General features: G+C 55.5%; 22 protein-coding genes. 10 read left to right on the top strand and 12 right to left on the bottom strand.

What is annotated here, in order from left to right:
• Positions 1-300: 300 nt before the first annotated feature.
• The 3 genes from Q4D85_RS13560 (at position 301) to Q4D85_RS13550 (ending at position 3,310) form a co-directional block, all read left to right on the top strand.
• A complete protein-coding gene (locus tag Q4D85_RS13560; RefSeq protein ID WP_303201211.1) occupies positions 301-1,617 on the top strand; it encodes an O-acetylhomoserine/O-acetylserine sulfhydrylase in 1,317 nt (438 codons plus the stop codon).
• Positions 1,618-2,413: 796 nt separating this feature from the next.
• Entirely contained in the window at positions 2,414-2,623 is a 210-nt protein-coding gene (locus tag Q4D85_RS13555; protein ID WP_303201210.1) for a hypothetical protein, read from the top strand.
• Between the two features lie 123 nt (positions 2,624-2,746).
• Entirely contained in the window at positions 2,747-3,310 is a 564-nt protein-coding gene (locus Q4D85_RS13550; protein WP_303201209.1) for a hypothetical protein, read from the top strand.
• 311 nt (positions 3,311-3,621) lie between these two features.
• Here the strand turns inward: Q4D85_RS13550 and Q4D85_RS13545 are convergent, their stop codons facing one another.
• The 6 genes from Q4D85_RS13545 to Q4D85_RS13520 form a co-directional block, all read right to left on the bottom strand.
• Entirely contained in the window at positions 3,622-4,458 is an 837-nt protein-coding gene (locus tag Q4D85_RS13545) for an HtaA domain-containing protein (RefSeq protein ID WP_303201207.1), read from the bottom strand.
• Positions 4,459-4,569: 111 nt separating this feature from the next.
• Positions 4,570-5,733, bottom strand: coding sequence for an HtaA domain-containing protein (locus Q4D85_RS13540; protein WP_303201206.1), 1,164 nt, complete (start codon positions 5,731-5,733; stop codon positions 4,570-4,572).
• A 13-nt stretch (positions 5,734-5,746) separates the two neighbouring features.
• Positions 5,747-6,595, bottom strand: coding sequence for a heme ABC transporter ATP-binding protein (locus tag Q4D85_RS13535; protein ID WP_303201204.1), 849 nt, complete (start codon positions 6,593-6,595; stop codon positions 5,747-5,749).
• Positions 6,592-7,650 carry an iron ABC transporter permease gene (locus Q4D85_RS13530; protein ID WP_303201203.1) on the bottom strand — a complete coding sequence of 353 codons (1,059 nt, stop codon included), beginning with the start codon at positions 7,648-7,650 and terminating at the stop codon, positions 6,592-6,594. The genes Q4D85_RS13535 and Q4D85_RS13530 overlap by 4 nt, the downstream gene beginning before the upstream one ends.
• The gene (locus Q4D85_RS13525) at positions 7,628-8,701 is read right to left on the bottom strand and encodes a hemin ABC transporter substrate-binding protein (RefSeq protein ID WP_303201201.1); all 1,074 of its coding nucleotides are present in this window, start codon (positions 8,699-8,701) and stop codon (positions 7,628-7,630) included. Before Q4D85_RS13525 ends, Q4D85_RS13530 begins: the two co-directional genes overlap by 23 nt.
• Positions 8,702-8,743: 42 nt before the next feature.
• Positions 8,744-10,702, bottom strand: a complete 1,959-nt coding sequence (locus Q4D85_RS13520; protein WP_303201199.1) for an HtaA domain-containing protein — start codon at positions 10,700-10,702, stop codon at positions 8,744-8,746.
• A gap of 152 nt (positions 10,703-10,854) precedes the next feature.
• Here Q4D85_RS13520 and Q4D85_RS13515 point away from each other — a divergent pair, with 152 nt between their 5' ends.
• Positions 10,855-11,601, top strand: coding sequence for a hypothetical protein (locus tag Q4D85_RS13515; protein WP_303201198.1), 747 nt, complete (start codon positions 10,855-10,857; stop codon positions 11,599-11,601).
• A 134-nt stretch (positions 11,602-11,735) separates the two neighbouring features.
• The gene (locus tag Q4D85_RS13510; RefSeq protein WP_303201197.1) at positions 11,736-12,845 is read left to right on the top strand and encodes a homoserine O-acetyltransferase; all 1,110 of its coding nucleotides are present in this window, start codon (positions 11,736-11,738) and stop codon (positions 12,843-12,845) included.
• Between the two features lie 6 nt (positions 12,846-12,851).
• On the opposite strand, the gene Q4D85_RS13505 is transcribed toward Q4D85_RS13510, so the two are convergent.
• The 3 genes from Q4D85_RS13505 to Q4D85_RS13495 are packed head-to-tail and all read right to left on the bottom strand — an operon-like array spanning position 12,852 to position 15,694.
• Complete coding sequence (locus Q4D85_RS13505; RefSeq protein ID WP_303201195.1) at positions 12,852-13,196, bottom strand: DUF3017 domain-containing protein; 345 nt, start codon at positions 13,194-13,196, stop codon at positions 12,852-12,854.
• Between the two features lie 8 nt (positions 13,197-13,204).
• Positions 13,205-14,062, bottom strand: a complete 858-nt coding sequence (locus Q4D85_RS13500; RefSeq protein ID WP_303201194.1) for a bifunctional methylenetetrahydrofolate dehydrogenase/methenyltetrahydrofolate cyclohydrolase — start codon at positions 14,060-14,062, stop codon at positions 13,205-13,207.
• A 33-nt stretch (positions 14,063-14,095) separates the two neighbouring features.
• Positions 14,096-15,694, bottom strand: a complete 1,599-nt coding sequence (locus tag Q4D85_RS13495; protein WP_303201192.1) for a cation:proton antiporter — start codon at positions 15,692-15,694, stop codon at positions 14,096-14,098.
• A 32-nt stretch (positions 15,695-15,726) separates the two neighbouring features.
• Here Q4D85_RS13495 and Q4D85_RS13490 point away from each other — a divergent pair, with 32 nt between their 5' ends.
• Entirely contained in the window at positions 15,727-16,206 is a 480-nt protein-coding gene (locus Q4D85_RS13490; protein WP_303201191.1) for a tRNA (cytidine(34)-2'-O)-methyltransferase, read from the top strand.
• A 523-nt stretch (positions 16,207-16,729) separates the two neighbouring features.
• Complete coding sequence (locus Q4D85_RS13485) at positions 16,730-17,527, top strand: class I SAM-dependent methyltransferase (RefSeq protein WP_303201189.1); 798 nt, start codon at positions 16,730-16,732, stop codon at positions 17,525-17,527.
• On the opposite strand, the gene Q4D85_RS13480 is transcribed toward Q4D85_RS13485, so the two are convergent.
• From Q4D85_RS13480 to Q4D85_RS13470, 3 genes are read right to left on the bottom strand one after another with little or no spacing between them, the layout of a single operon-like run.
• Positions 17,524-18,810: a PH domain-containing protein gene (locus Q4D85_RS13480; protein WP_303201188.1), complete on the bottom strand. Its 1,287-nt coding sequence runs from the start codon at positions 18,808-18,810 to the stop codon at positions 17,524-17,526. The two genes, Q4D85_RS13485 and Q4D85_RS13480, sit on opposite strands and share 4 nt — an antisense overlap.
• Positions 18,807-19,274, bottom strand: coding sequence for a PH domain-containing protein (locus Q4D85_RS13475; RefSeq protein WP_303201186.1), 468 nt, complete (start codon positions 19,272-19,274; stop codon positions 18,807-18,809). The genes Q4D85_RS13480 and Q4D85_RS13475 overlap by 4 nt, the downstream gene beginning before the upstream one ends.
• An 18-nt stretch (positions 19,275-19,292) precedes the next feature.
• Positions 19,293-22,469 carry an error-prone DNA polymerase gene (locus tag Q4D85_RS13470; protein WP_303201183.1) on the bottom strand — a complete coding sequence of 1,059 codons (3,177 nt, stop codon included), beginning with the start codon at positions 22,467-22,469 and terminating at the stop codon, positions 19,293-19,295.
• Positions 22,470-22,670: 201 nt separating this feature from the next.
• On the opposite strand from Q4D85_RS13470, the gene Q4D85_RS13465 reads away from it, so the two are divergent.
• The 3 genes from Q4D85_RS13465 to Q4D85_RS13455 all read left to right on the top strand — a co-directional run bounded on the left by Q4D85_RS13465 (position 22,671) and on the right by Q4D85_RS13455 (position 25,395).
• Positions 22,671-23,561: a MetQ/NlpA family ABC transporter substrate-binding protein gene (locus tag Q4D85_RS13465; RefSeq protein ID WP_303201181.1), complete on the top strand. Its 891-nt coding sequence runs from the start codon at positions 22,671-22,673 to the stop codon at positions 23,559-23,561.
• Positions 23,562-23,689: 128 nt separating this feature from the next.
• Positions 23,690-24,721 carry a methionine ABC transporter ATP-binding protein gene (locus Q4D85_RS13460; protein WP_303201178.1) on the top strand — a complete coding sequence of 344 codons (1,032 nt, stop codon included), beginning with the start codon at positions 23,690-23,692 and terminating at the stop codon, positions 24,719-24,721.
• On the top strand, positions 24,718-25,395 hold the full coding sequence (locus Q4D85_RS13455; protein WP_303201176.1) for a methionine ABC transporter permease: 678 nt from the start codon (positions 24,718-24,720) through the stop codon (positions 25,393-25,395). Before Q4D85_RS13460 ends, Q4D85_RS13455 begins: the two co-directional genes overlap by 4 nt.
• The last annotated feature ends 105 nt before the right edge of the window (positions 25,396-25,500 follow it).

The raw sequence follows: 25,500 nt of genomic DNA, 5'->3' as shown, positions 1-25,500 counted from the left end.
ACCAAACAACATTCACCCACAAAATCTAAGCTTTTGAAATGAGACCACTATAGTTCAATATTGCACCCCCTTTTGCAAAAACCCAGTGCCGCGAAACCTATGGCGGCGGCGAGAATTCGCTAGCAGAAATTTGCGGATCGCAGCACACCACAGGGGTGCAGTTTTTATGGCGCAAGAATTTTATTCACGCGGATCTACGTGCGGCTTTAATCAAAAAATAGACTAAGCGGTTTCTTTTTTAGTGGCAAGGAAGTAATTTCGTTGAAAGCTAACCAGTCCACACAATCGAAAGTGCACATCATGAGCCCTAAATACGATAATTCCAATGCCGCTGAGTGGAGCCTGGCCACCCAGGCCATCCATGCCGGGCAGGCGGTTGATTCCGACACCGGTGCCCGCAATCAGCCGTTGTATTTAACCACCTCTTTCCTTTTCGATTCCGCCGAGAACGCAAAGAAGCGGTTCGCACTGGAAGAACTAGGGCCGATTTACACCCGCCTGAACAACCCCACCAATGAGGCGTTGGAGAACCGGATCGCCGCATTGGAGGGCGGCGTGCACGCGGTAGCTTTTGCCTCCGGGCAAGCTGCGGAAACTGCGGCGATTTTAAACTTGGCCAGCGCTGGCGATCACATCGTTGCTAGCCCTAGGCTCTATGGCGGCACCCAAACCTTGCTGACCGTGACGCTCAAACGCTTCGGAATTGATGTCACTCTTGTCGATAATCCCGATGATCTCGAATCCTGGCAAGCAGCGGTTCAGCCGAATACCAAAGCTTTCTACGGCGAGACCTTCGCTAATCCACAAGCAGATGTTTTAGATATTCCGGCAGTCGCCGAGGTTGCTCACCGCAACAACGTCCCGCTGATTGTGGACAACACAATCGCGACGGCGGCCCTGGTGCGCCCGCTGGAATTGGGTGCGGACATTGTTATTGCGTCGCTCACGAAGTATTACACCGGCAACGGTTCCGTGATCGCGGGCATTCTGGTTGACGGCGGCAACTTCGATTGGACGGTTGAGCGGGACGGCACACCTGTGTTCCCGGAGTTTGTTACCCCGGACCCCGCCTACCACGGGTTGAAGTACGCCGATTTGGGCGCGGCGGCCTTCGGCTTGAAAGCGCGCGTGGGGTTGCTGCGCGATACGGGCGCGGCGCTGTCACCGTTCAACGCCTGGGTCACTTTACAGGGCTTGGACACGCTATTCCTGCGGGTAGAGCGCCATAATGAAAACGCCAAGAAGGTTGCAGAGTACCTCAGCACCCACCCAAAGGTTGCCAAAGTCAATTACGCCGGACTCCCGGACTCCCCGTGGTTCGCGGTGAAGGAAAAACTGGGAATTACCTACACCGGTGCGACGCTTTCCTTCGACGTTAACGGCGGCCAGGACGAGGCGTGGGCGTTTATCGACGCCCTAAGGCTGCACTCCAACGTCGTTAACATTGGCGACACCCGGTCGTTGGTTGCACACCCTGCATCGACCACGCATTCGCAAAGCTCAGAAGAGGAATTGCGCAATGCTGGCATCTCGCCAGCAACCGTGCGGTTGTCTGTCGGGATTGAAGACATTGCGGATATCATCGCGGATTTGGAACTAGGTTTCGCCGCGCTGTAATCCTCAAACCCCGCCCGGGTCACCGAATAACGGTTGCCCGGGTTTTTGCACGCCATAGGGTCATGCAATTTGGTGTTCTAGCGCTTTCGCTTTTCGACGACACCACGTATCCGGCTCAATTCGATTTACACTGTTGTGTTGGAACTTCATCGAATAGGGCACTTTATGTTCTGGGAACCCAGGATCCGCGCACGAGACTGCTCAACCTAACCACCACCAACCGTGTAGCGGGAAAACCGCGGCAAACCATGCACCCAACAACCAGCACCCGAGGCGGTTTACACCAATTGTAGAACCAAAATTGAAAGAGTCATCATTTAATTGGCTGGATGTTTCACCCAAACCAAAAATACCCCCAACTCACCCCAAGAATGCACGATCAATATCACCCCACCACCCCCATAAAGGGCTAAAAATAGCCCATTATGGCGCAACGCTTGCAACATAAATAGAAAATGTCCTAACCTTGCAACCCGGGGATGTGTTACTGGCAATTGTTTTCCATTAACCCTCCCCTTAGAAGCAATCAGCTTGGCGTAAGCGAAAATCGATCAGCCACGCCACAAAAGATTAAGGAGATTCAATAAAACAAAATTCGAATCCCAGAAATTAAAGAGACTTTCTTGTTGCTCAAAACTTTCCTAAAAGATTCATCTTTCAAATAAAAGCAAAAGAATAATTATACGAATCAGGATCCATCACAATCCGTGATTTGAGAGCGAAACAAACGGGATCTCCCAATGTAAGATCGTTAGTCATCAAAGCACTGTTTCACGGAGACCAAGGAGTCTACATAATGAACTCACAAGCAGCAAAGTCATTTTGGTTTGTTCAAGCCATGTCATTTGCGGGTGTTCTTGCTTCGGGCATCGTATCACCATCTACTGAGTTTTCTTCGCTCATTCTTGCAATCGTTGGAACGATACTTATCGGAAGCGCAATTTGGGCGACTATATACACTGCAATTCGCATGGCAAAGAAATTTGAAGAAGAAAGAAGGAATTGAAATGAAACGGCTTAATTTCGCAAAATCAATCGTAGCCATTAGCTGTGTTTTTTCTTGGTTCACCCAGTAGCTGATGCTCAGGAAATCGATGGTTCTGCCTCTGATTGCTCATCCCATAAGACGATGAGCGCCCAGGAGAAGGTAGGAACCAAGATTGATTTAGCTGAGGAAATGCAGCTCCGCGAGAACCTAAACAATGGGGAAATTCCACATATTGCGGCAATCTCCGATCTAAATTTTGCCGATGCGGTATCCGTTCCCGACAAAAATAATGGAAAAGTTTATCGCATTCCAATTAACGGAACCTTTGATGGAACAGATTACATACTCGTACAAAGCGAGGGCAACAAAATCAATCGAGTTGCAGAGACGCATATTCAACAAATCTCAGATAAGGAGGCTCGACTCCAAGTTTGGATTGATGGAAAACCAGAATACAACGACATCGTTAGAGAATCAGAGACACAAGCTACATTTCGTGGCGTACGGGATGCTTGGAATGCTTTCAATAGTTGCCTAAACAGTGCTGGTGTTCCGATGGCAATTGTCACTGCCATTTCAATTGCCTGTGGGCTACTAGGAGCATTCACAGCTGGCACAGCTGTGCCAGCATGTGTAATCGGGGCAGCTGGCGCATACGCAGCAACAGTAAGTTTCTGTTATGGACGTGGATTAAAACAGCTATAGAACCTAATCCTATATCCATCGAGTAGGCCAACAGTTCGGGTGGGGCAGTTCCATCAGTGAGCCACCCACCAACCCGACTATGTATGGATGGCCAGATTCTCTACCCCAAAGTCTCACTTTTCCGCAGTCGTTATTCAACGATCCATTGGAATCAGTGGGGTTAATAACCTTGGAGTGCCGCTGGGATGGTGGCAAAACAGAAAAGCACATTAGGTTTTGAAGGGACTTCACCAAGAATGTTTGGCTCGATCACTGCGCAGGCAGCACCAGATACTCAGACCATCCACAACTGGCGAGAAAACTCCGTGATGTTATGGGAGCTTAATGCCTAAGGAAGGCAGGAACTTCCATAATGCGGCGAAAATTCCGCCCAAGAGCAGCAGGATTCCGGCGATAGAGCCGCCGATGATCTTGCCCCGATTCTCATCATCAACCGAGGTCTTATTGCCAAAGTCTTTGCCGTCTTTGGTGCCAGAGAGCTTCAGGTGCAGTTCGGCGGCATCGAGGGATTCCCCAGCGCTGTAGCGATTAAGCATCGCGTCGACGAAGCCTTGTTCCGAAAGAGTGGAGATGTTGTTGTAGTTGACAGCTTTGAGGTTTGGATCGATGGCTTCGTCAAGGGTGAAGGTCATGATGGTGACGTCGTTGCCTTCTTTGACACCTTGGCCAGAAGCGTCAGGAACGCCAGCCTGCTTAAAATCGCCCTTGGTCAGATAGTCGGCAGTGAGCTTGCCGTCCTTGCCCGTGATCTGAAGCTTGAGATCGGTGAATTTCACGTCCAAGTCGTAGGCGGTGGCGTCCTGGCCGTCAACCTTCTTTGGGTGTGCTTGAAGATGCACCCCACCCTGCAGTGGGATGGTGGCGTTGCCGGTTGGTGCAATTTGGGCGGCGGCGGTGTTCACTGGGAACTCAAATTCCTTGTAAATGCCGTTCTTTGCGTCAGTAGCCGGTGCGATTGGTGCAGCAGTACCCCGACCGATAGGGCCTTCCACGTAGGAAACAAGACTTTTACGGATACCCCAGGTGAAGCTGCCGGATTTAACTACTGATTCTTCGGCGATGACAGGGGTGGAAAGGGTGGTGCCCAGCAGGGCGGCGGCCAACACAGATGCTGTGCCAATGCGGGAAAAACGCGAAGTGGTGTACACGAGGTCTCCTCGGAAGATGGGGTAAGTAACAAAGGATAATCTTAGGGTATTTAGGTTAGTTTAAGTGTGGAAAAGCAACCCAAATACCCCCTTACACCACCCGCGATGCGGTTACCGGTTTGGTTGGAACATCTTGACGCCGTCGTAAAGCAGCTTACCCAGCACACCAACGAGGCCGAGGGTAGCGATAACCGCCAAAATGCTCGACCACACGTCACGGATGCTGGCGAAACCTTCTTTGTAGTCATCTTCGGTGCGTTTACCCAAGCTGGAGGAGCCACTGCTCGACTTGTTCTTATGCGTGGGCGGCACTTGAGTTGTCGTGACGGTAGTCGTGACCGTGGTGGTTGCGGTAGTTGATGGGTTATTGGGGTTTGGTTGTTGCGGCTTTGGGGCCTCACCGAACGGCTGGAAGCTATCGAGCAATGCGGCCGTTTCCGGACTTAATCGGGAAGCCTCACCTCGGCCTACCGCGTAGAAGCCGGAATCCGCTTTTTTAATCTCGGCGGCTTCGGCCTCAGACCAACAGGTATCAGAAACCGTCAACGTGATAGTCGCATCATCGAGCTCAGGATTGTATCCCTCGTGATAGATCCCCATGAAAACTATGTCGACGCCTTCGACGGTTAAGTCTTTGCCTTGTGCCTTAGTGCCTGGCTTCGGGGTGACTTTAGTCCCACTTGTTTTAAGCGTTAACGTATTGCCGCTGCGCTGCCAGTTGGCGGTGCCCGCCCCGAACGTATCGCGGCCTTCTACCCGATTGGCTGCGACCCGATCGTTGGGCGTGTATTCCGTCATTGACTTACCAGGGACGTAATAGCCCACGTAATTGGTGCCGGGATACGCCTTATCCGCGGTCGCGTGGAAGTACGGGGAAATCACGGTGGATTGCAGCGCGCCCTTATGCCCATCGAAGCGGATCGCCAACGGCACGGTGGCGATGTCGGCGGCATTTACCGTGTTATCCGAATTAAGCAAAATGCGGGTTTGATCAGCGGCGATGGGCATCCTAAACACGAAATTCGCATCTTTTGGCGATCCCACTTGGGTGACATTGCTGCTTGCCTGCCATTTCCCCCGAGCGATATTGCCGGTCACGTATTTGCGCCAAGACTGCTTAATACCCCAGTCCATGGTTCCAGATTCCACTTTCAACCCAGGGTGCGCGCATGCTGCTTGGGTAGGCAACGCTTCCGGCTCCTGGGCGTGTGCTGCCGGTACGTTAAGGCAGCTCAATGCCACTGCGCAAACTACAGGGAGGGCAAATTTCTTCATGATCATCCTTAACTTACGATTGTTTGACGGGTTCCAAAGTATCGGCGCGGCCCTCCGGGGCAGCAACCAGCGAGAGGAAATCGGCTTCGCTGGTGGTTGAATGACGCCGCGCGGGGTGGACGCTGATAACACCACCTGAGTCAGTAACGCTGATCGGCCAGCCGTAAATATCGGACAGCGTTTCGTCTGTATAGACTTCCGCCACGGTTCCGGTAGCTGCGACCCGCCCCTGCGCCAAGCAGACAATATGATCGCAATAGGCAGCCGCGGCGTTGAGGTCGTGGAGCACGACGATGACCGCGACCTGGGCTTGTTGTGCCAAACTACGCACCAGGCCCAGAACCTGTTCCTGGTGTTTGATATCCAGCGCGGCGGTGGGTTCGTCAAGCATAATCACCGGAGTTTGCTGCGCCAACACCCGAGCTAATGCCACTCGCGCCCGTTCGCCGCCGGACAAAGTAACAACGTCACGGCCAGCAAGATGAGTGGCGTCCGCCGCAGCCAAGGCGGCGTCAATGATCCGGTCGTCCAGAGCTTCGCGGTCCGTGCCTTCCCACGGCCGACGACCCATAGCGACGACGTCGCGCACGAGAAATTCGAAAGAAACCCCAACGTCTTGCAGCATGACCGCGCGGGCGCGGGCTAGGGCTTTTTTGCTTGCCGACGCCGGGTCGAGCTGCGCAACCGATACCGTTCCCGCTTGGTGTTCCAGATCGCCACTTAGTACCGCCAACATGGTGGATTTTCCGGCACCGTTGGGTCCGATCAAACCAGTGACTTCACCTGGGCGGGCGCGGAAGGAGACGTCGTCAAGCAGTTTCTTGCCGCCGATGGAGACGCTGACATTCGTTACTTCGATCAATGCAGTCCCTTTCGCATCATGCGGCGCAACAGGATAAAGAACGTTGGGCCACCAACGAGCGCCGTGAAAATACCAATCGGAAGATCCGCGAACGGAATTAAAGTGCGAGCCGCCACATCGGCGCTGGCGATCAACACCGCACCCGCCAACGCGGAGGCCGGAAGCAGAATCTTATTTTCCGGGCCGGTAATTGTGCGCAATAGATGTGGCACGATCAGTCCTACGAACCCGATGAGTCCGGCGAATGAAACCGCACCAGCAGTCAGGACCGTTGAGGCGGCAATCGCCACGATGCGCAGCTGCGCCACGTTGATACCGGTGTGGCCTGCCGCCCGCTCCCCCAGCGCAAGCACATCTAGTTTTTTCCCTAATTGGAAAGCAATGAATAACCCGATAATGGTGATGGGCAGGACCACCCACACGTGTTTCCACTGCGAGCCGTTCAGCGACCCCATCTGCCAGAAAATGATCTGTTCCCGGTTGGCAGTCGGCGCCAAGTACACCATGAAGGAAATGATCGCACCGCACACCGCGTTAATGGCAATACCGGTAAGAATCAGATTTACCACCGCTACTTTGCCCTGGCTGCGTGCCAATTGGTAAATGACCACGGTGACGATGACGGCAGAAATAAACGCACCCAACGGGATGGTGAACGTGCCGAGGAAACCAATATTGAACACGATTACAATCGCAGCGCCCACACCGGCACCCGAGGTCACACCAATAATCGACGGTTCCGCCAACGGATTGGCGAACACCGCCTGCATCAAGGTTCCCGCCACACCGAGCGAGGCACCAACCAGCAAACCTAGAACGATGCGGGGAATACGGATTTCCCACACCACACTGGCGGCCAACGACTCAGCCCTGCTGGCTCCCGCCGCCAAAATACTAGGCAAATCCTGGATCGGAACGTAATACTGCCCCAAGACGACGGAGCTGAGAACCGTCACCACCAGCAGAACCGATAACGCGACAAACGTGGTTACCCGGCGGCGGTGACGGAGAGCAAAAACATCAGGTTCTTGCTTATTGTGCATTTTCTGGAGCATAGATAGCCTGTGCAAGTCGAAGGAGCGTTTGACCAGTGAGCGGGCCGAAGGCCAAGGACTGACCATCAGGCAAGGTGACTATTCGTTGCTTCTTACCCGCCTCTGTCTGCGCAACACCTGCCCGTTTCAACAAGCCATCAATACCACCGGTTGATTCCAAACCGCCCTCCATCATGATGATGACCTCAGGGTTGATCTTCGCTAGCGCTTCCGCGTTAGCCGGTTCGGCGTGGGACAGATTATGCACGGTTGCTAAGTCAATAGCTCCGACACCTTCGATGAGGTCTTTAGCGCCGGTGCCTTCACCCAGAATGAAGAACACGCCACCATTACCGCGGGCATACAGGAATGCAATCCGCATCGGATCGGCCGGAGCCAAGGCCTTGATTGCCTCGCGGTCCTTTTCAATTTCAGCAACCGAGCGTTCCGCCAGCATCTCTGCCTCTTCCGGCAAACCGACAACGCCACCAACAGCTTTGATGTCCTCCCCTACCGAATCGATGGTGCGGGTTGGTTCCATAACCACGGTGGTAACCCCGGCTGCCCGAATCTGATCGATGGCATCATTCGGCCCGATCGAGTGATCCACGATCACCAACGTAGGTTCCAAGGAGAGAACTGCCTCGACGTTAATGTTGTGTCCACCTTGGGTAACCACCGGAAGGTCTTTCAACGACTCTTCAGTTGAAGAAACAGTGCGACCAACAATCTTGTCAGCCAAACCAAGACCAGTGAGTGTCTTGGTGTACGAGCCGTACAAATCAAGAGCCAAGATGCGGGAAACATCGTCCACAACCACGTCCTGGCCGTCGGCGTCGGTCAACTCCACCGGCAGGTTGGGCTTGACGTTGTCGGCGATCGGTTCAACTTCGTCGAATTGGGTCACGTGGGTGACACCAGTGAAGCTACGAGGATCGGACAAGGAAGCTGGATCGGGCAGGGATTCCCGAAGCTTTGCATTGGAATCATACGACCCCTGGACGCCACAACCGACCAAGGCAATCGCGCAGATAACCGCGACGATTGTTTCACGTAATTTCACTTTAGGCATGGTGTTCTTTCTTGGAAATACTGGGATTTGAAGCTTTGCAGGTTACACCGGATTGTTGACAACCAACCGCCCCATGCTGCCGCCGGCAACAACGAAGGCTGCGATAGCCAAAAGAACATACATTCCTGGTGTCATATCCAGATCGGTTGTGCCACCGGTAGCGGCATTCTTGATCTTGAACTTATTGGCACCGTTTTCGTACCCGGTGGAGCTATTGCCGTCCGCATCTTCGAACAGCAACTCTCCGTTCTCACCAACGGCGGCTGCGGCTTCCCCGCCACCGTCTTTCAGCGCTGCGGCAGCCGCTGCCCCACCGCCACCGCCGCCTGCTGCGCTCGCTGCAGCTGCGGAACCTTGGCCGGAAGCACAGTTAGGTGCTGCACCAAGAGACGCTTCAAAGGAGATTGGATCGAGCTGAGTGCCAGGCTCATAGAACTCGGCGAAAGCCTTAGAACCAGCGTCGGTCAAGGTCACTGATGCCGTACCAGAAGCGCTGGAGTCGGAAACATTCAAGGAAGAGAAATTCAGCGACCCCAACGCGACACGACCGAAATCGGTCTTCTTGCCGGAGGTATCAGAGGACTGCACGTTGGCAACCAGGGAACCACTGCCACCATTGAACTGGATTTCCAGATTGGTGATGGTGAGGTTCAAAACTCCATTGTGGCCGGTGAACTGGATGCCGCCGCCGTAACCAATGGTGCCGCTCTTCGCACCGGGATCGACAGCGCCGCTCTTTCCGCTGAACTGGAATTTACCGCCAGAATGGCCAACCCCATTAAGCGTCCACTTGCCCTTAGCGATGGAACCGGTGATATAGGACTGGAAGGACTGCTTGATTCCCCACGCCGCCTTAGCGTTTTGGACACCACGCGCCGAGGAAGACGAACACACATCATTGCCGCCGCCAGCACCAGCAGCACCGCCTGCGGCACCACCGCCAGCAGCGCCGCCCCCACCAGAAGTAGCGCTAGCGCCACCTGCTGCGCCAGAGCCGCCGCCGGAAGTTCCGCCACCAGTAGCACCAGAACCACCGGCACCACTGGTACCGGATGCCCCACCTGAGGTGCCGGAACCGGAGTTACCGGAAGTGGTACCGCCGGAATTCCCAGAGCCGGAAGTGGTTCCGCCTGAGGTAGTGCCACCAGATGTGGTCTTGCCGTCGTTAGCGAAAGAATTGAGTTGCTTCTTGAATTCCTGGGCGTTGCCCATGAAGGTTGTCAGGCCGTTCATGGTGTCATTGGTTTCGGACAAAATGCCCATGATCTCTTTGTTCGCACCAGAGAATTCACCGGTGATCCGGCCGAGGCTGCGCGAACCGCCACCGCCAGTGCCGCCGGTGGAACCACCGCAGCTGCCGTCAAGCTTGACCGATCCAGAGGTTGGGTCCATGGCTTCGCCAGCGTTGTATTGCAGGAAGAGCTTAGCCCCGTCTGCCGTCAACGACGTATTTCCGGCCATATTGATGGAACCGGAGCCGGTATCAACCGGATTGCTGAGATTGATTGTGACCAATGGAGCGTCTTGGCCATTGATCGGTGCCCCCTTGCGGGTTTTATCCACCATGTCAGATTCATAAGACTGGTAGTCAGCCACGATTTGGGCGGTACTGCCTTGAACCACCAACTTGACGTCAGAAATCGTCATGTCGAGTAGCGGGCCGGAACCGTAATCGTGGCCTTTGAAGTTCAATGACCCCTGCAAGGGTATGGTAGCATTTGTGCCACCATCAATGGTTGCTTTGCCAGGGGTGAACACGAATGCGCCGTCGGCACCGGTTTCGCTACCGGTGAAACCGACGCCGGAACCAGTCCAGCTCCCCTTAGCAACTGGTCCTTTGATGTAGCTACGGAAGCTTTGTTTGATACCCCAATTGAAGGCGCACCCCTCTTGCGCGTGTGCCTGCGGAGCCAACGCCAACGGCAGCCCGACCAGTGCGGGCACGAAAAAGAGACCGACTGCGCGGCGTCGCAATGCATGCGATGAGTGTGCAGTAACCATAGGTTTAAACTCCAGTTTCCTAGTGTTTCAGAGGTTTCAAAGATTGCATACTATGCCGCAATCTCGAAAAGATGCTTAGGTAAAGCTTCACATACTTCGCCAAACATGTATAGGGTACACTTAGCTGTCTTGGAAACCTATTCTTTTGGAAAGTGACGTATTTCTCCATGTACTCTGGCAATACTAACGCCTTTTCCAACCTGTATCCGGATGTCGACCCCACCCAAGGATTACCCCTAACTAGGGCTGAACGCTTATCAATCGTCATCGCCGGAGGGGTGTTATCATTCGGCTTCCTTATAAGCGATATCGTTGTTGCTGGCGCCGGGCTCGGATTACTTTTGTTTTCCACAATCTATCCTTCGCAGAAAACTGCCCGGCGGATCCGTAAAGAAGCCCGCGACCGCTTCCCCCAGGAAGACTGGTCCGAATATCGGGCGTTACGCCGCCATAACCTCTCCTTGCTGATCAGCCTGTTCTGGATAGCGATCATCGCCATCAACGTTGCAACCTTCTGGTTCGCATTGGATCGATTCGGCATGCCCGCCGCCTACGGGGCTGCGGCGCTGACCGCGGTCCTGTTGTGGCTCATGCCTGGCATGAATCCCATGTGGGCGCATAAAAAATCACGCGAAGCAACCGTGGTGCTAACCCCACGCCCCGTACCGCCGACCAGGCCGCAAAGCCCGCCGCAGCAAACCGCCGAGGTTTTTGGGCCCGAAACACCCGCCCAACCGGAACCTGCGAGCGTCGACAAGCGTAACGACGCCGACACCGCAGCCGCTAACGAAGCTGCGCTTGACGACGCCCCCGCCGCATCTGAATCAAAACCGCCTGCGCAATCAGGCAACGCTTCCCCATCCTCAGCGGACACCGACACTTTCCCACGCCAAGACTAAACACCCCGCACAAGATGAATGGAATTATACGGAGCGAGATTTAGTTTTTAACCGAAATTATTCGCACGTGCCGGTAGCCGCCAGGTAGCATGAGCAGCATTATCCTCATTCCATATATATAAGGAGCACATTTGATGCTGGATACCTCGGGCACACTGTGCACAATCAACATCGGCGACTTCCATACCGAAGCGGGCGCCACCATTCCCGATGTGGTAGTCGCCTACCAAGCCTGGGGAGAATTTCGGGGCGACAACCTCATCCTCGTCGAACACGCGCTCACCGGCGATTCGAATGTCGCCGATTGGTGGCCAGACATCGTAGGCCCCGGCAAAGCACTCGATACCAATACGTTTTGCGTACTGTGCACCAATGCCCTGGGCGGCTGCATGGGAACCACCGGCCCGGCATCACTTGCACCAGATGGAAACCCGTGGGGTTCGCGGTTTCCGGCGGTGTCTATCCGCGATTTAGTCGCGGCGGAACAGCAATTCCTCGAACGTGTCGGCGTCACCGCAATCCACGCCGTGATCGGTGGTTCCATGGGTGGCGCAAGAACCCTGGAATGGACTTTGCTTTACCCCAAGCAGGTGACGGCAGCACTGGTCTTGGCGGTATCCGCCCGCGCCAGCGCTTGGCAGATAGGAATCCAAACCGCACAGATCAACGCGATCGAGCACGACCCGCATTGGAACAACGGCGACTATTACAATGGCACCGCACCGATGGCGGGATTAGCGGCAGCACGACGGATTGCGCACTTAACATATCGAGGCGAATTGGAAATCGATGAACGCTTCGGCACGTCCGCCCAGCCAGGCGAAAACCCACTAGGCACACACCGCAGCCCGACGCAGCGCTTCGCGGTACAAAGTTACCTGGACTATCAAGGAGTTAAGCTCACCCAACGGTTCGACGCGGGTTCTTATGTCGCATTGACGGAAGCGCTGAACCGGCACGATATCGGGCGTGGTCGGGGTGGTCTCAATAAAGCGCTCGCGTCCTCGACGGTACCAACCATGGTTGCCGGAGTGGATACCGATATTTTGTATCCGTACCACCAGCAGGAGCACCTCTCCCGGAATCTAGGGAAACTGCTGGCAATGGCGAAAATCTCGTCACCGGTAGGCCACGATGCTTTTCTAACCGAATCCCGCCAGGTAGATCGCATCATTCGCCACTTCTTGCTGCTGGCAGCGCATCAAGCCGAGGATGATGGAGTATTCATCAGCGATCGCGCGTAACGTCTATCAGCTGCCCAGCGAATCCACAGACGACGCTAAAAAGACCATCATTGCTCCGCCCAAGGCGGTGTAGGCCGCGTCGAAATGACGGGAACGAACCGCAAGCACCCACAGCACCTTGGAATCGCAGGTTAACCGCACCAGCGACAGCCACAACAACGCCGCACCTAAGGTGAAAGTGGCGCGGCGCCAGTGTTCGGTGAACGAAAACACGCCAGATGCAATCACCGCGATGACAAACACCACCATCGCGGCGTATTGCAGGCCACGGGGCACCACGGACGGTTTCAGATCCACATCGTGTGGATTGTCCAGTGGTGTAACGAGCTTTTGTGTCGTTTCCTCGCCCATTCTTCTAATTAATTCACGCCCGCCATGTGTTCAGCCCGTTCCACGACATTACGCACCAGGAAGGCACGGGTTAATGGGCCCACACCGCCCGGGTTTGGCGAAACGAATCCGGCCACGTCCCACACATCCGGGTGCACGTCGCCCAGCAGTTTTCCGTCGACTCGAGAAACCCCGACGTCCAAAACCGCGGCACCTGGTTTCACCATATCTGCGGTGAGCATGTGCCCCACCCCAGCGGCCGCAACGATAATGTCCGCGGCCAAGGTTTCGGCTTTAAGATCAACCGTTCCGGTATGACACAGCGTCACCGTGGCGTTTTCCGACCTGCGGGTGAGCATCAACCCGATGGGGCGGCCAACGGTCACACCCCGACCGATCACAACCACTTTCTTTCCGGCAGTCTCGACGCCGAACCGCCGCAGAAGATGAATGGCACCGTTAGGGGTGCACGGCAGCGGTGCGGGCTCGTTCAAAACCAATTTGCCCAGATTCACCGGATGCAACCCGTCCGCGTCCTTTTCTGGATCAATGCGTTCTAACACAGCGTTTTCGTCCAGATGCTTCGGCAGCGGCAATTGCACGATATAGCCGGTGCATTCCGGATCGGCGTTGAGTTCATCGATCACCTTATGCAGCTCTTCCTGACTGATATCAGCTGGCAGATCTTTACGGATCGATTTCACCCCAATCTGCTCGCAATCCCGATGCTTCATCTTGACATAGGAATGGCTCGCCGGGTCATCGCCGACCAACACGGTGGCCAGCCCAGGCGTGACTCCTTTTTCTTTGAGCGCAGCCACGCGCTGTGCCAAGTCGGTGAAAATCTCATCCCGATACAGATTGCCGTCAAGTTTGGTTGCAGTCATGCGGCAATTATCGCACGAAATCCTTCAAAAAGATCAGTTGGTGGTTTCGTCGTGCGCTACTAGAGCTTGGAATGCGACGTCGGCAAGCTCGATGCCTGCGCCGTCGTAAAGATTAACGCTAGCGTCAGCCCCCAGCTCCAGTAACTCCTTCGTCTTATAACTATATTTCGCAATGCCTGCGGTGACCATCGTACTTTCGCCATTATTGAGGGTCTGCAGCGCCCCCACATTGGATTCGTGGGACGGCATAGCCAGCACCAAAAGCTTCGGGCAATGCTCGGACTGTCGCAACCGGGACCACAGCTCCGGGTCAGTCGCATCACCGTGGAAAACCGTGTAACCGCGTTTGCGCATCAGCTCCACCCGTTTTTCGTCGAATTCCACCCCGGCGACCGTCATCCCGTATTTCTCAGTCAGCCGCAGATACGCGCCTGCCCCCACCCGGCCCATTCCCAGGACCAAGGCATCCACCCCGGCAATATCAAGCGGCCCCTCACCGGCGGCCAATTTACGCGGATCGCGATGCGGCAGCTTTGCCACGAGCGCCTCCATAATCGGGGCTACCCGAAGCTTCACCAGCGAACTAATAATGAAGCTGCCTGCGACCGCCACCGCCATGATTTGCACCCACTCACCCGCAATGATCCCCCGGGCAGCCGCGAGCGACGCGACGATCAGACCGAATTCCGAATAATTTGCCAAGAGCCCGGCGGTCAATACTGAGGTACGACGTGACATGCCAGCTTTATACAATAGGGCCAGGAAAATACCGAGTTTGGCCGGAAGCAACAACAATAAAATCCCCGCCGCGATGAAACCAGAAACGGTAGGTAGTCCGCCCAACCCAATGTCAATGAAGAAACCGACCAATAACAATTCGCGCACACTGACCAGCGCTTTATGCAGCCGCTTAGCAATTGGGTGACCGGCGATCACCAGACCCGCAATGAGCGACCCGAAGGAACCGGACAACCCCGCGAGTTCAAATAATGCATAGGCACCGACCGCGATAATGACACCGGCCAAGACCAGAAGTTCCGCCCGGTACACCCGATCCGGCAATCTCCCGATGAGCGGCCGGATCAGTGGTAACGCCAACAACACAATCGCCCATGGTTCCGGTGTTTTGCCAGAGAACAGCACCAGGAAAGAAACCGCGAAAATATCTTGCAGCACCAGCACGCCGATCGCGATGATACCCACCCGGGAGCGCATGCGACCCGATTCGTCCAAAACCGCAATCACGAACACCGTTGAGGAAAAGGAACTTGCGAACCCTAGCAATAAGAACCCACCCCACCCGGTTCCAATGAACGCCGAGAACGGCAGCAACGACAACGCTGCCAGTACCAGGGCAAATACAATCGTATTCAGCGCGGCCTGCCCAACAGCGGTGAACACCACCCGCACCCGAGTGATCATTTTTAAGTCCAAGTGTAAGCCGATGGTGAACAGCAGAACCGTCACCCCTACCTCGGCTAATTCCGCGATCGCGGGGAAGGTTGGCACGTTCGCCGCGCTGAGTCCGAAGCCCGCGGCTAAGAACCCCACCAACGGTGGTAAGCGAAGCGCGGAAGCGCTTAATCCCCCGATAATCGCGACAATGGCCGGCAACATGAATTCCTCTGGCATAAGTCCTAATCCTAGTGAGTAAAGTGTCAGATATGTCACTCATCAACGTCGTGTTCGACCAACCGTGTATCCCACCCAATACTGGCAACGCCATCAGAATGTGCGCCGGCTCCGGCGCTCATCTCCATTTATGCGGTCCCTTAGGCTTCGATTTAGCCGAAAAGAACCTCCGACGTGCAGGTTTGGATTACCACGACCTTGCCGAGGTCACCGTTCACGACAACCTTGACGCCTGTTTCGCTACCCTGCCGAATTCCCGCGTCTTTGCATTCACCGCGGCGGGCTCCGCGCATCACACCGATATTGAATATCAGCCCGGCGACATTTTATTGTTCGGCACCGAAACCACCGGGTTGGACGAGCACGCACTTCGCCATCCCCGCATCACCCAACAAATACGCATCCCCATGTTGGCCGGGCGTCGTTCCATGAATCTTTCCAACGCCGCATCGGTTGCAACCTATGAGGCATGGCGGCAATTTGGGTTTCCTGGTGCAGCGCCGCTTTCTTAACGCATTCACCTGATGATTTCGATGGCGCGGATATGGCTTTCCGCGCTACTCTCTGTATTAGCGCTCTGTGTAATAACCCTCTGTAAAAGCGGCAATTTGCGCTGCGGCGACACCCGACTCGACTTTTATCTTCCCTGGGCTACGATTCCAATCGCCGAACCGCGAAAAGGTCGAGTTAGCCCCAAAGATGCACACCGGATAGCCGCCCTGAACCAATCAGGTTTCCTCACCCTAAGCCCCATTCGTTCACACAGCCAGCACGCCATCAGCTAACCCAACTCGACTTTTATCTTCCCTGGGCTACGATTCCAATCGCCGAACCGTGAAAAGGTCGAGTTAGCCCCAAAGACGCACACCGGATACCCCGCAGCTACAGCACTAACGTGCTGTACGCCTGAAACATCACCCACAAATAGCAAATCAGCTAGTTGTGGTTAATCTAATAATCCCTCGCAATTGTTTCCCACCGTCTCCATAATGGGGGTTGAAGGATTACCTACCCTAATAACGTTAGGAGACACTGATGGCTACAGCGCCCCAGGATCGCGACGAAGCCCACTTGCAGGGACACTGGTTACTGGCGAAACTTGGCAAAAAAGTCCTGCGTCCAGGCGGCCGGAAATTAACCAATTGGCTCATTGACGCGGCGAACCCCACCGCGAAGCGGGTGGTGGAATTCGCTCCGGGGTTGGGAATAACAGCGGCCGAGATTTTAGACCGCAATCCCAGCGCCTATACCGGGGTGGATGAAAACCCGCAGGCAGTGACGGCCACCACCGTTTCAACCCAACATGCCCGATTGGGTATCCCCGCCGAAGTGATCACGGGCTCCGCCGCACAGACCGGGTTGGAGGATGAATGCGCGGACGTGGTCATTGGCGAAGCAATGCTGAGTATGCAGGGCGAGGCGGGAAAAACCGCCATCGTTTCCGAAGCTCACCGCATTCTTGCCCCAGGCGGACGCTACGCCATCCACGAATTAGCACTCACCCCGAATGATGTCCCGGATCAGATTGCGGATGAATTGCGTAAGTCGCTGGCCCGCGCCATCAAGGTCAATGCCCGGCCGCTAACCGCAACCGAATGGACCAAGCTGCTGGAAGATAATGGATTCACTGTGGTTTCTACCAAGGTGGCGGATATGGGGCTGCTCAAGCCTCAGCAAATGATCGACGACGAAGGATTCGGCGTGTTAAAGATCGTCTTCAATCTTTTGCGCAATCCTGAAGCGCGAGCCCGGGTTCTGGCCATGCGGAAGGTTTTCAGCGATAACGCCAACCACCTGGCAAGTATCGCCATTGTCGCGGAGAAAACCAGCTAGACCGTAGGGCTCTCATCGCTAATCGACGGGATGCTGTCGTGGATTCCGGCCCGATTGTCCACCTCCGCCATCAGGTGCCAGGCGTCGGAAAGCGTCAGATCCCGTCCGGTGAGTTTCACCGGGCCACGTACCAGGTGCATCCGCACGGTGGCTACTCCCACGAGCCGTTGGATTGGTCCGGTACGCACGGTGAGTTCTTGGATGTGGCGGCGAAACGCAATCGCCGCCTTTTTTCCTACCCGCCCCCGGTGTTCAATGGCGAGGGTTTCGGTGAGTTCGAACGCCTGCTTCGACCAGTCAACCGGCGACACCCACCTGGCGGTTTTGGGGCTTCGGTACTGGGGTTGTGCAGGGGTTTCGGGGTCGAGCTGGTATCCCATGAGGATGTCGCACAGCGCCATGGCGGTGTGTTTATCGCCTACCGGCAGCACGGTCATTCCGTCGAGACGTTCCCCGTAACCGGCCACCACCACTTGGACTCGCCACCAACCGAAGGGCCGCCACAACGCTGGTTTTTTCATAGAAACTGCGTGCGCGCGTCGAATGTCGAGGGTCTTTCGTTGCAGGTTCGCCAGCCCGTAGGACACATTGATCGTGTCGCCCACCTGACGCGCGGTGAAACGAAATGATCCGTCGATGGTGCGCCAAATATTAGGGATGGTGCCCAGGAAGATCGGTAAAAGCGTCGCCACAGATAACTCGAAGCCGACCGTCAATAGCACCGACGCAAGGGAGATCACGGCCGATATGCTGCACATGGAGGACACGAGGGTGCGCCATACCGGAATGGGGTGAACAATAACCTGACCGGCTTCTTCCTCACCGAGGAGGCGTTCTTTCAGGCGCTGCGCTACCGGCCGCCGCAGGTAGCCGATTTCAATGCGGGAATTGTGCCCGCCTGCGGTTTCAATGCGCACCGCGGCCAGCCCGAAAATCCGGGCGTGAAATGGCTGCACCACATCGATGGCTTGGGTGCGGTCTAGCCTGGCGCTTCGGATTTTTTGGTTGAACACCCCGCGTCGAAAAGTAACGTCGTGGTCGGTGACCGTATAGCTGGTTGCTTTCCACCACCAGATGGACGCTGCCCCGCCAATGGCCACGATCGCCGCGATGATTCCAAGCGCTTGGAGCGTTTCGGTCATATCGGAGGACAATAGTTTACGGATCAGCTCGACTGTCTGTTCCCCGAAGGTGGTGACAGCGAATAATCCCAGCGCGAAGATCACGCTCCAGGCGCGAAGAACCGGGGTGAGAAAATGAACTCGTTGTTTATCCTCGGTCACAGGTCGATCATCTTCTCCTTTGCGCGCTGGGCGACGCGTTGCCGGAGCTCGTCGGCAAGCTGCGCATCCAGTCCACGCACGCTGGCGTCGACGGTGGCCGAGGCAGTATTGAGTTTCAGGGTTTTGAGGTTGTACATGCGTTCAAACGGGCCTTGGGTGACGTCAACGTACTGTACCCTGCCGTATGGAACAACGGTGAAGGTATGCCACAGTTTTCCCTTGCTCAGCAGCAGATTATCTTCGGTCTCAAGCCAGCCGAGTCGTTCTACCTGTTTGGGAATCAACCAGGCCTGCCATGTGCTTAGCAGCATAAACCCAGCGGCCACGTACCAGCCCCACCATAGATTGGTGTCTAAAAGTGCACCCACCGCGAATAATAGGGCGGGGAGTACGTACCACGGCAGTCGGGTGAAGTACCGAACTTTGGTTAAATCGGGCGACACTGGGTGTAATTGTTGTTCCATAGCAGTACTTACTTTAACTTAACGGAAATCTCGGGAGCGAAGGTTCAAGAGTTTTCCGATGTTCAGCTCCGTTAATTGATCGGCGGTAATCGACGCCACCCCGTTTGCATTGTGGACAATTCCGCGCACTTTCAGCACCGTGGCGGTACGGGCGATCTTCTTCTGGCGTTGCCATAACCCGTGGCTGAGCACGATATTCATCAAGCCGGTTTCGTCCTCCATACCTAAAAACGTCACTTTTCCGGCGGTCTGCGGACGCTGCCGATGAGTCACGACGCCTGCCACGTAAATGCGGGTGCCATCCGCCACCGAAAGCAATTGCTCCGCCGGAACTACGCCTTGTTCCGCTAACGTTTCGCGCAAAAACTCCATGGGTTGTTTATCGTGGCTCACCCCGGTTGTGGCGATGTCGTGAACCAACAGTTCAAAGGCATTCATGCCCGGCAAAGTGGGGGCCTGCACCACGGATAGTCCGGGCAACATGTCTGCCCGTTCGGTGGCGGCTATCCCCGCCTGCCACAACGCTTGTCGACGATCCACGCCCAAGCATTCCAACGCCCCTGCCCGCGCCAGCGCCTCAAGCTGCGCCACATTCACACCCACTTTTCGCACGATATCGGCAATATCTGTGTAGGGGGCATACTGGACGAGCTCTTTGCAACAAGAAATTCCGTTCACCAGGTTCAAACCCAACCGGATGGCGGATGTGCCATCGGCAGCGGTTTCAATGCTAGCCTCTACTTCAGAATCGTTAATGCTTATCGGCAGCACTTTCACCCCGTGCCGCCGGGCGTCGGCAAGAAGCGACTGCGGCGAATAGAACCCCATCGGCTGTGCTCGCAGCAACCCCACGCAAAATTCGGCAGGATAATGCAATTTAAACCAGGCGGAGAAAAACACCAGTGATGCAAAAGACTGGGAATGGGATTCGGGGAAACCATAGGCTGCAAACGCAATGATCTTGTTCCATAAACTGTCAGCAATATCACCGACGATCCCGCTGGTTTCCGCAAGCCCGGTAAAAAACCGCGCTTTCATCCGCGCCATGCGTTCCGGTGAGCGTTTGGAACCCATCGCACGCCGCAGCTCATCGGCTTCGCCGCCAGAAAACCCCGCCGCGTCGACCGCCACTTGCATTAATTGCTCTTGAAACAGCGGTACCCCTAGCGTTTTTGCCAATGATTTTTCCAGAATCGGGTGTTCAAAGGTGATTGGTTCCTCGCCACTGCGCCGCCGCAGGTACGGATGGACACTGCCGCCTTGGATCGGGCCCGGCCGAATCAGGGCCACTTCCACCACCAGATCGAAAAAGCACGCGGGTTTCATTCGGGGCAAGGTGGATAGTTGTGCGCGTGATTCCACTTGGAAGACCCCGATCGCATCGCCAGCGCTGAGCATTTCATATACCGCAGCCTCGGAGGTATCGAGCTCCCATAATTCCACCGTTTTTCCGGTGGTTTCCGCCACCAGATCGATCATGTGATGCAGTGCTTCCAACATGCCCAAACCCAAGAGGTCGAATTTCACCAGCCCGGCTGCGGCACATCCTTCTTTATCCCATTGGATGACGCTGCGGTCTTCCTTACGTGCCCATTCGATGGGGACGACTTCCGCAACTTCGCGGTCACACATGACCATGCCGCCGGAGTGAATGCCAAGGTGACGCGGATGACCACGCAGTTTCGCCGCCAACCTTTCGACGTCGACAGGCGGCGTTAGCCCACGCGACCAGCTATCAATCACTCCTTGCGGGTAGCCCAACGCCCGCGCCGCATCGCGGATTGCGCCTTTTTTGCGGTAAGTAATCACATTGGCAACCTGGGCGGCGTTTTTCCGGCCGTATTTTTGGTACACGTATTGGATTACTTCCTCCCGGCGGCCCGATTCGAAATCAATGTCAATATCCGGCGGCCCTTCCCTCTCTGGCGATAAAAACCGCTCAAAGAGCAGTCCCGCACTGATGGGTTCAACATTGGTTATCCCCAACGCGAAACACACAGCGGAATTTGCGGCCGATCCGCGCCCCTGACACAAAATATTGTTGTCCTTGGCAAAATCCACCAAATCACTGACGATGAGAAAATATCCAGGAAATCCCAGCTGGTTAATGATCGATAATTCATATTCGACCTGGTTACGCGCCCGGTCCACGAGCTCTCGGGGGCGGTTTGCATAGCGGTGCTTAAATCTGCGCCACACGGTTTCCGCCAACCAGCTGGCTTCGTCGTGGCCTGCTGGCACGTCCCAATTGGGCAACTGTGGGGCCACGAGTTCAAGACCGAAGGCGCATTCCTCGGCCACCGCCACCGCCTGGTCCAGAAGATTTTTCCTTGGCTCACCCACCGCGCGCAGCACGACGTCGCCGCTGCGTAACCAGGTAGCCCCCATGGGATGCAGCTGCCCACAGGCCCCGGCCACGCAGCTTTTCGACGCCAACGCCTGCTTGGCTTGCGCTACGTCGACGTCCTCCCGGTAGGCGGCACACGCGCGGGTTGTCGCGACCCCTTTGAGCTGCGGGATGCGGGCGATGATCGCGTCCGCCTGTTCAAAATTATCCGCATCCTCCGGGCACATTCCCACAACATATTCCACCAAAACATCCGTGGCCCCAAAAGCCGCGACCACCTGGTCGATCCGCTCAAACCATTCCGGGCCAGCCAACACATAGCAGCTTCCGGCTAGTTGGTGGGCGATGGAATCCAACGGCGGATACCGCACCGTGTCTTTGTCACCGCATAATTGGGCTTGGGTAATCAATTTCGATAGGTTTCGATACCCCGTGGGGTTTTTACATAACACCGGCAAGACCGCATGGTCTAGTGAAAGCTCCGCCCCAAAAACGGTGTTCAGACCGTATTTATCCGCAGCTTCACTGGCCGCCACCACGCCATAAAAACCATCTCTATCCAGTAGCGACAGTGCCGTTAGCCCGCATTCCACCGCGGCCCGCGCCATGCGCTCCGGTTCGGCGGCTCCCCGTAAAAAGTTGTAACTACTGGCGCCATGCAATTCAACAAACGGCTGCCGTGAATAATATCGAACATATTTAGCCGCATCACCACCACCTGCAACTTCCCCCAGATGATTAAGGGGACGCAATTCAGGGGTCTTCTTGCCGGATAAAATGCGCTCCAGGCGCGCCCAACTCAGCGCCGCACCGCGAAAACCGAGCCCATGAGTCGCATTCCATTCCATGCCACCAATCTAGCAATTTTTAGAACATCTGTGCCAGAATTTTATGCGCAATAACTAGACCAAGCTGTACATGTTTTAAATACTGCGCTAGGGTCTCCACTAGGTTTTTGTCTTGAATGTGCTGCACCGCAGTCCCACGGACATTTAAAAGCCCATAGTAGTTACAGCCAGCATCATAACTTGTACTTGTTAAGGAATATCATGACCCGTCGCATCAATCGCCTCGTTGCAGCAGTAGCGGCCGCAACCCTTGCCGCTACCGGATTAGCCGCTTGTTCCAATTCGGATTCCGGCTCCGATGCCAGCGGAAACACCACCATCCGGATTGGCACCACCGATTCGACCAAGAAAGCATGGCAGGCCTTCGAGGAAATCGCCGCTAAAAACGGCATCACCCTCGATATCACCAATTTCTCGGATTATTCCACCCCTAATATCGCGCTTTCTCAGGACCAGATTGACGTCAACCTGTTCCAGCACTTGAAGTTCTTAGCGGAATACAACGTGGGCAATAACGCCGATTTGACCCCGGTTGCCGCTACCGAGATCGTGCCGCTGGCATTGTTCTGGAAAGACCACAGCTCCATTGATGGCATTGAAGGGGAATCCGTCGCGGTTCCTAATGACCCGTCGAATTTAGGCCGCGCCATCAACGTTCTGGTTCAGGCTAAGTTGATCACCCTTAAGCCGGAGGCTCAAGGTTTGGTCACCCCGACCGAAGCCGATATTGATACCGAAAAGTCCAAGGTGACCATCACCGCTGTTGATGCGGCGCAAACCACCGTCGCATACGGCGAAGGCAAGCCAGCGATCATCAATAACTCCTTCCTGGATCGGGCAGGTATCGATCCGAAGCTCGCCGTATTCCAAGATGACCCGGAGTCCAAAGAGGCTGAACCGTATATCAACGCTTTCGTGGTCAAGGCTGAAGACAAGGACGATCCGAACATCGCAAAGCTCGGCGAATTGTGGCATTCCAAGGAAGTCCAGGATGCTATCGCCGAGGATTCCAAGGGAACCTCGGTGGCCGTTCAGCGCACCCAGGCTGAGCTGCAAGAGATCCTCGATCGCCTGGAAGAGCAAACCAAGTAATCACGTGCTGTAACTGTATGCATACCCTCCGCCCCACTGGTTGGTTTCACCCCAGTTGGGGCGTTGGGTTTTGATTCACGCATTTTAAACGTCAAACACAGAGTCAAACACAGAAAAGAAGAGTTCTCGTGAGCGGAACACGCATTGAGTTTAACAACCTCACCAAGGTGTTTAACGCAAAGAAAAAAGGCGCCACCACCGTCACCGCCTTAGACAACGTCACGCTATCCGTTGAGCCAGGTGAGATCATCGGCATCATCGGCTATTCCGGCGCAGGTAAATCAACATTGGTGCGCATGATTAACGGGTTGGATTCCCCCACCTCCGGCGACCTTCTGCTCGACGGCACCAATATTGTTGGCATGTCCGAGGCGCAGCTGAGGCAGCAGCGCCGCAACATCGGCATGATTTTCCAGCAGTTTAACCTCATGAATTCCCGCACCGCCGCCGGCAATGTGGAATATCCGCTCCGGCTCGCGGGAATGCCGAAGCCCGAGCGGAAGAAGCGGGTTCAGGAATTACTTGAATTCGTGGGCCTTGGCGATCGCGGGAAGAACTACCCGGAGCAGCTATCCGGCGGGCAGAAGCAGCGGGTGGGCATTGCCCGAGCGTTGGCGACCAATCCGGCACTTTTGCTTGCCGACGAGGCCACCTCCGCCCTCGACCCGGAAACCACCCACGAAGTGCTCAATTTGCTGCGCAAGGTCAATGATGAGCTCGGCATCACCATCGTGGTGATCACCCACGAGATGGATGTGGTGCGATCCATCGCCGATAAAGTCGCGGTGATGGAAGCCGGAAAAGTTGTGGAATACGGCACCACCTACGAGGTCTTTTCCAACCCGCAGACCCCGGTTGCCCGGCGATTCGTCGCCACCTCTTTGCGCAATACCCCTGACCTCATTGAGGCGGAGGAACTCCTCGCCCACGATGGTCGACTGTTTACCGTGAACCTCACCGAGAATTCGGGTTTCTTCGCAGCTGCGGCTCAAGCGCGGGAGGCAGGTGCCCGTATCGGTATCGTGCACGGTGGCATCACCACGTTGCAGCATCAGTCTTTTGGAAAGGTTACCGTCCGCCTGTCCGGCCCGGACGAGGCCATTGATGGTTTTTATAACCGCCTAAATCAGACCACCGAGATCAAGGAGATTCTCCGATGACCGTTCACACTCTTGCGGCGGATTGGTCGCGGCTTTCTGACACTTTCACCGCCGCTATCATTGACACCTTCGTCATGGTCAGCATCACCATGATAATCGGCGGCCTGGCCGGATTAGCCTTAGGCATTTTGCTTTACACCACCCGCAAAGGCGGAATCCTGGAAAACCGGGTAGTCTTCGGATTTCTAAACCTCCTGGTCAATTTCGTCCGACCAATTCCGTTTATCATTTTGCTCATCACATTCGGCCCATTAACGGTGCTGGTAGTTGGCACCCAGATTGGCCGGGAAGCAGCGATTTTCGGCATGTCGATTGCCGCAACCTTCGGCGTGGCACGCATCGTGGAGCAAAACCTAGTCACCATCGATCCGGGCGTCATTGAGGCGGCGCGGGCGATGGGTGCAAACCCGTGGCAGATCATCACCACGGTGATAATCCCTGAGGCGCTGGGCCCGCTGGTTTTGGGCTATACCTTCATCTTCATTGCCGTGGTCGATATGACCGCAATGGCTGGCTACATCGGCGGTGGTGGCTTGGGTGACTTCGCCATCGTCTATGGTTATCGCGCCTACGATTGGGAAGTAACCTATGTCGCAACCTTGGTGATTATCGTGATCGTGCAATTCGCCCAACTCTTCGGCAATTGGCTGTCGAAGAAGATCATGCGACGCTAACCCCACAGCGGCTTTAACGGCCGCTGTTTTGCTTTTCGACGCCTTTCTACCCCGTCGGTTATGCTGCTTTGGTTGTGTGGTTGGTGAGGATTCTGGTGATGTCGG

This window comes from Corynebacterium sp. (genome assembly GCF_030532965.1).
In the GTDB taxonomy this organism is placed as follows: domain Bacteria; phylum Actinomycetota; class Actinomycetes; order Mycobacteriales; family Mycobacteriaceae; genus Corynebacterium.
The sequence above is the reverse complement of the archived record's forward strand: the minus strand, read 5'-3'. Positions and strand labels throughout refer to the sequence as shown.

Coding starts and splice junctions, on each gene's coding strand:
- Q4D85_RS13560 (WP_303201211.1), top strand. CDS start 301: ATGAGCCCTAAATACGATAATTCCAATGCCGCTGAGTGGAGCCTGGCC.
- Q4D85_RS13555 (WP_303201210.1), top strand. CDS start 2,414: ATGAACTCACAAGCAGCAAAGTCATTTTGGTTTGTTCAAGCCATGTCA.
- Q4D85_RS13550 (WP_303201209.1), top strand. CDS start 2,747: ATGAGCGCCCAGGAGAAGGTAGGAACCAAGATTGATTTAGCTGAGGAA.
- Q4D85_RS13540 (WP_303201206.1), bottom strand. CDS start 5,733: ATGAAGAAATTTGCCCTCCCTGTAGTTTGCGCAGTGGCATTGAGCTGC.
- Q4D85_RS13530 (WP_303201203.1), bottom strand. CDS start 7,650: ATGCTCCAGAAAATGCACAATAAGCAAGAACCTGATGTTTTTGCTCTC.
- Q4D85_RS13525 (WP_303201201.1), bottom strand. CDS start 8,701: ATGCCTAAAGTGAAATTACGTGAAACAATCGTCGCGGTTATCTGCGCG.
- Q4D85_RS13520 (WP_303201199.1), bottom strand. CDS start 10,702: ATGGTTACTGCACACTCATCGCATGCATTGCGACGCCGCGCAGTCGGT.
- Q4D85_RS13510 (WP_303201197.1), top strand. CDS start 11,736: ATGCTGGATACCTCGGGCACACTGTGCACAATCAACATCGGCGACTTC.
- Q4D85_RS13505 (WP_303201195.1), bottom strand. CDS start 13,196: ATGGGCGAGGAAACGACACAAAAGCTCGTTACACCACTGGACAATCCA.
- Q4D85_RS13500 (WP_303201194.1), bottom strand. CDS start 14,062: ATGACTGCAACCAAACTTGACGGCAATCTGTATCGGGATGAGATTTTC.
- Q4D85_RS13495 (WP_303201192.1), bottom strand. CDS start 15,694: ATGCCAGAGGAATTCATGTTGCCGGCCATTGTCGCGATTATCGGGGGA.
- Q4D85_RS13490 (WP_303201191.1), top strand. CDS start 15,727: ATGTCACTCATCAACGTCGTGTTCGACCAACCGTGTATCCCACCCAAT.
- Q4D85_RS13485 (WP_303201189.1), top strand. CDS start 16,730: ATGGCTACAGCGCCCCAGGATCGCGACGAAGCCCACTTGCAGGGACAC.
- Q4D85_RS13475 (WP_303201186.1), bottom strand. CDS start 19,274: ATGGAACAACAATTACACCCAGTGTCGCCCGATTTAACCAAAGTTCGG.
- Q4D85_RS13470 (WP_303201183.1), bottom strand. CDS start 22,469: ATGGAATGGAATGCGACTCATGGGCTCGGTTTTCGCGGTGCGGCGCTG.
- Q4D85_RS13465 (WP_303201181.1), top strand. CDS start 22,671: ATGACCCGTCGCATCAATCGCCTCGTTGCAGCAGTAGCGGCCGCAACC.
- Q4D85_RS13455 (WP_303201176.1), top strand. CDS start 24,718: ATGACCGTTCACACTCTTGCGGCGGATTGGTCGCGGCTTTCTGACACT.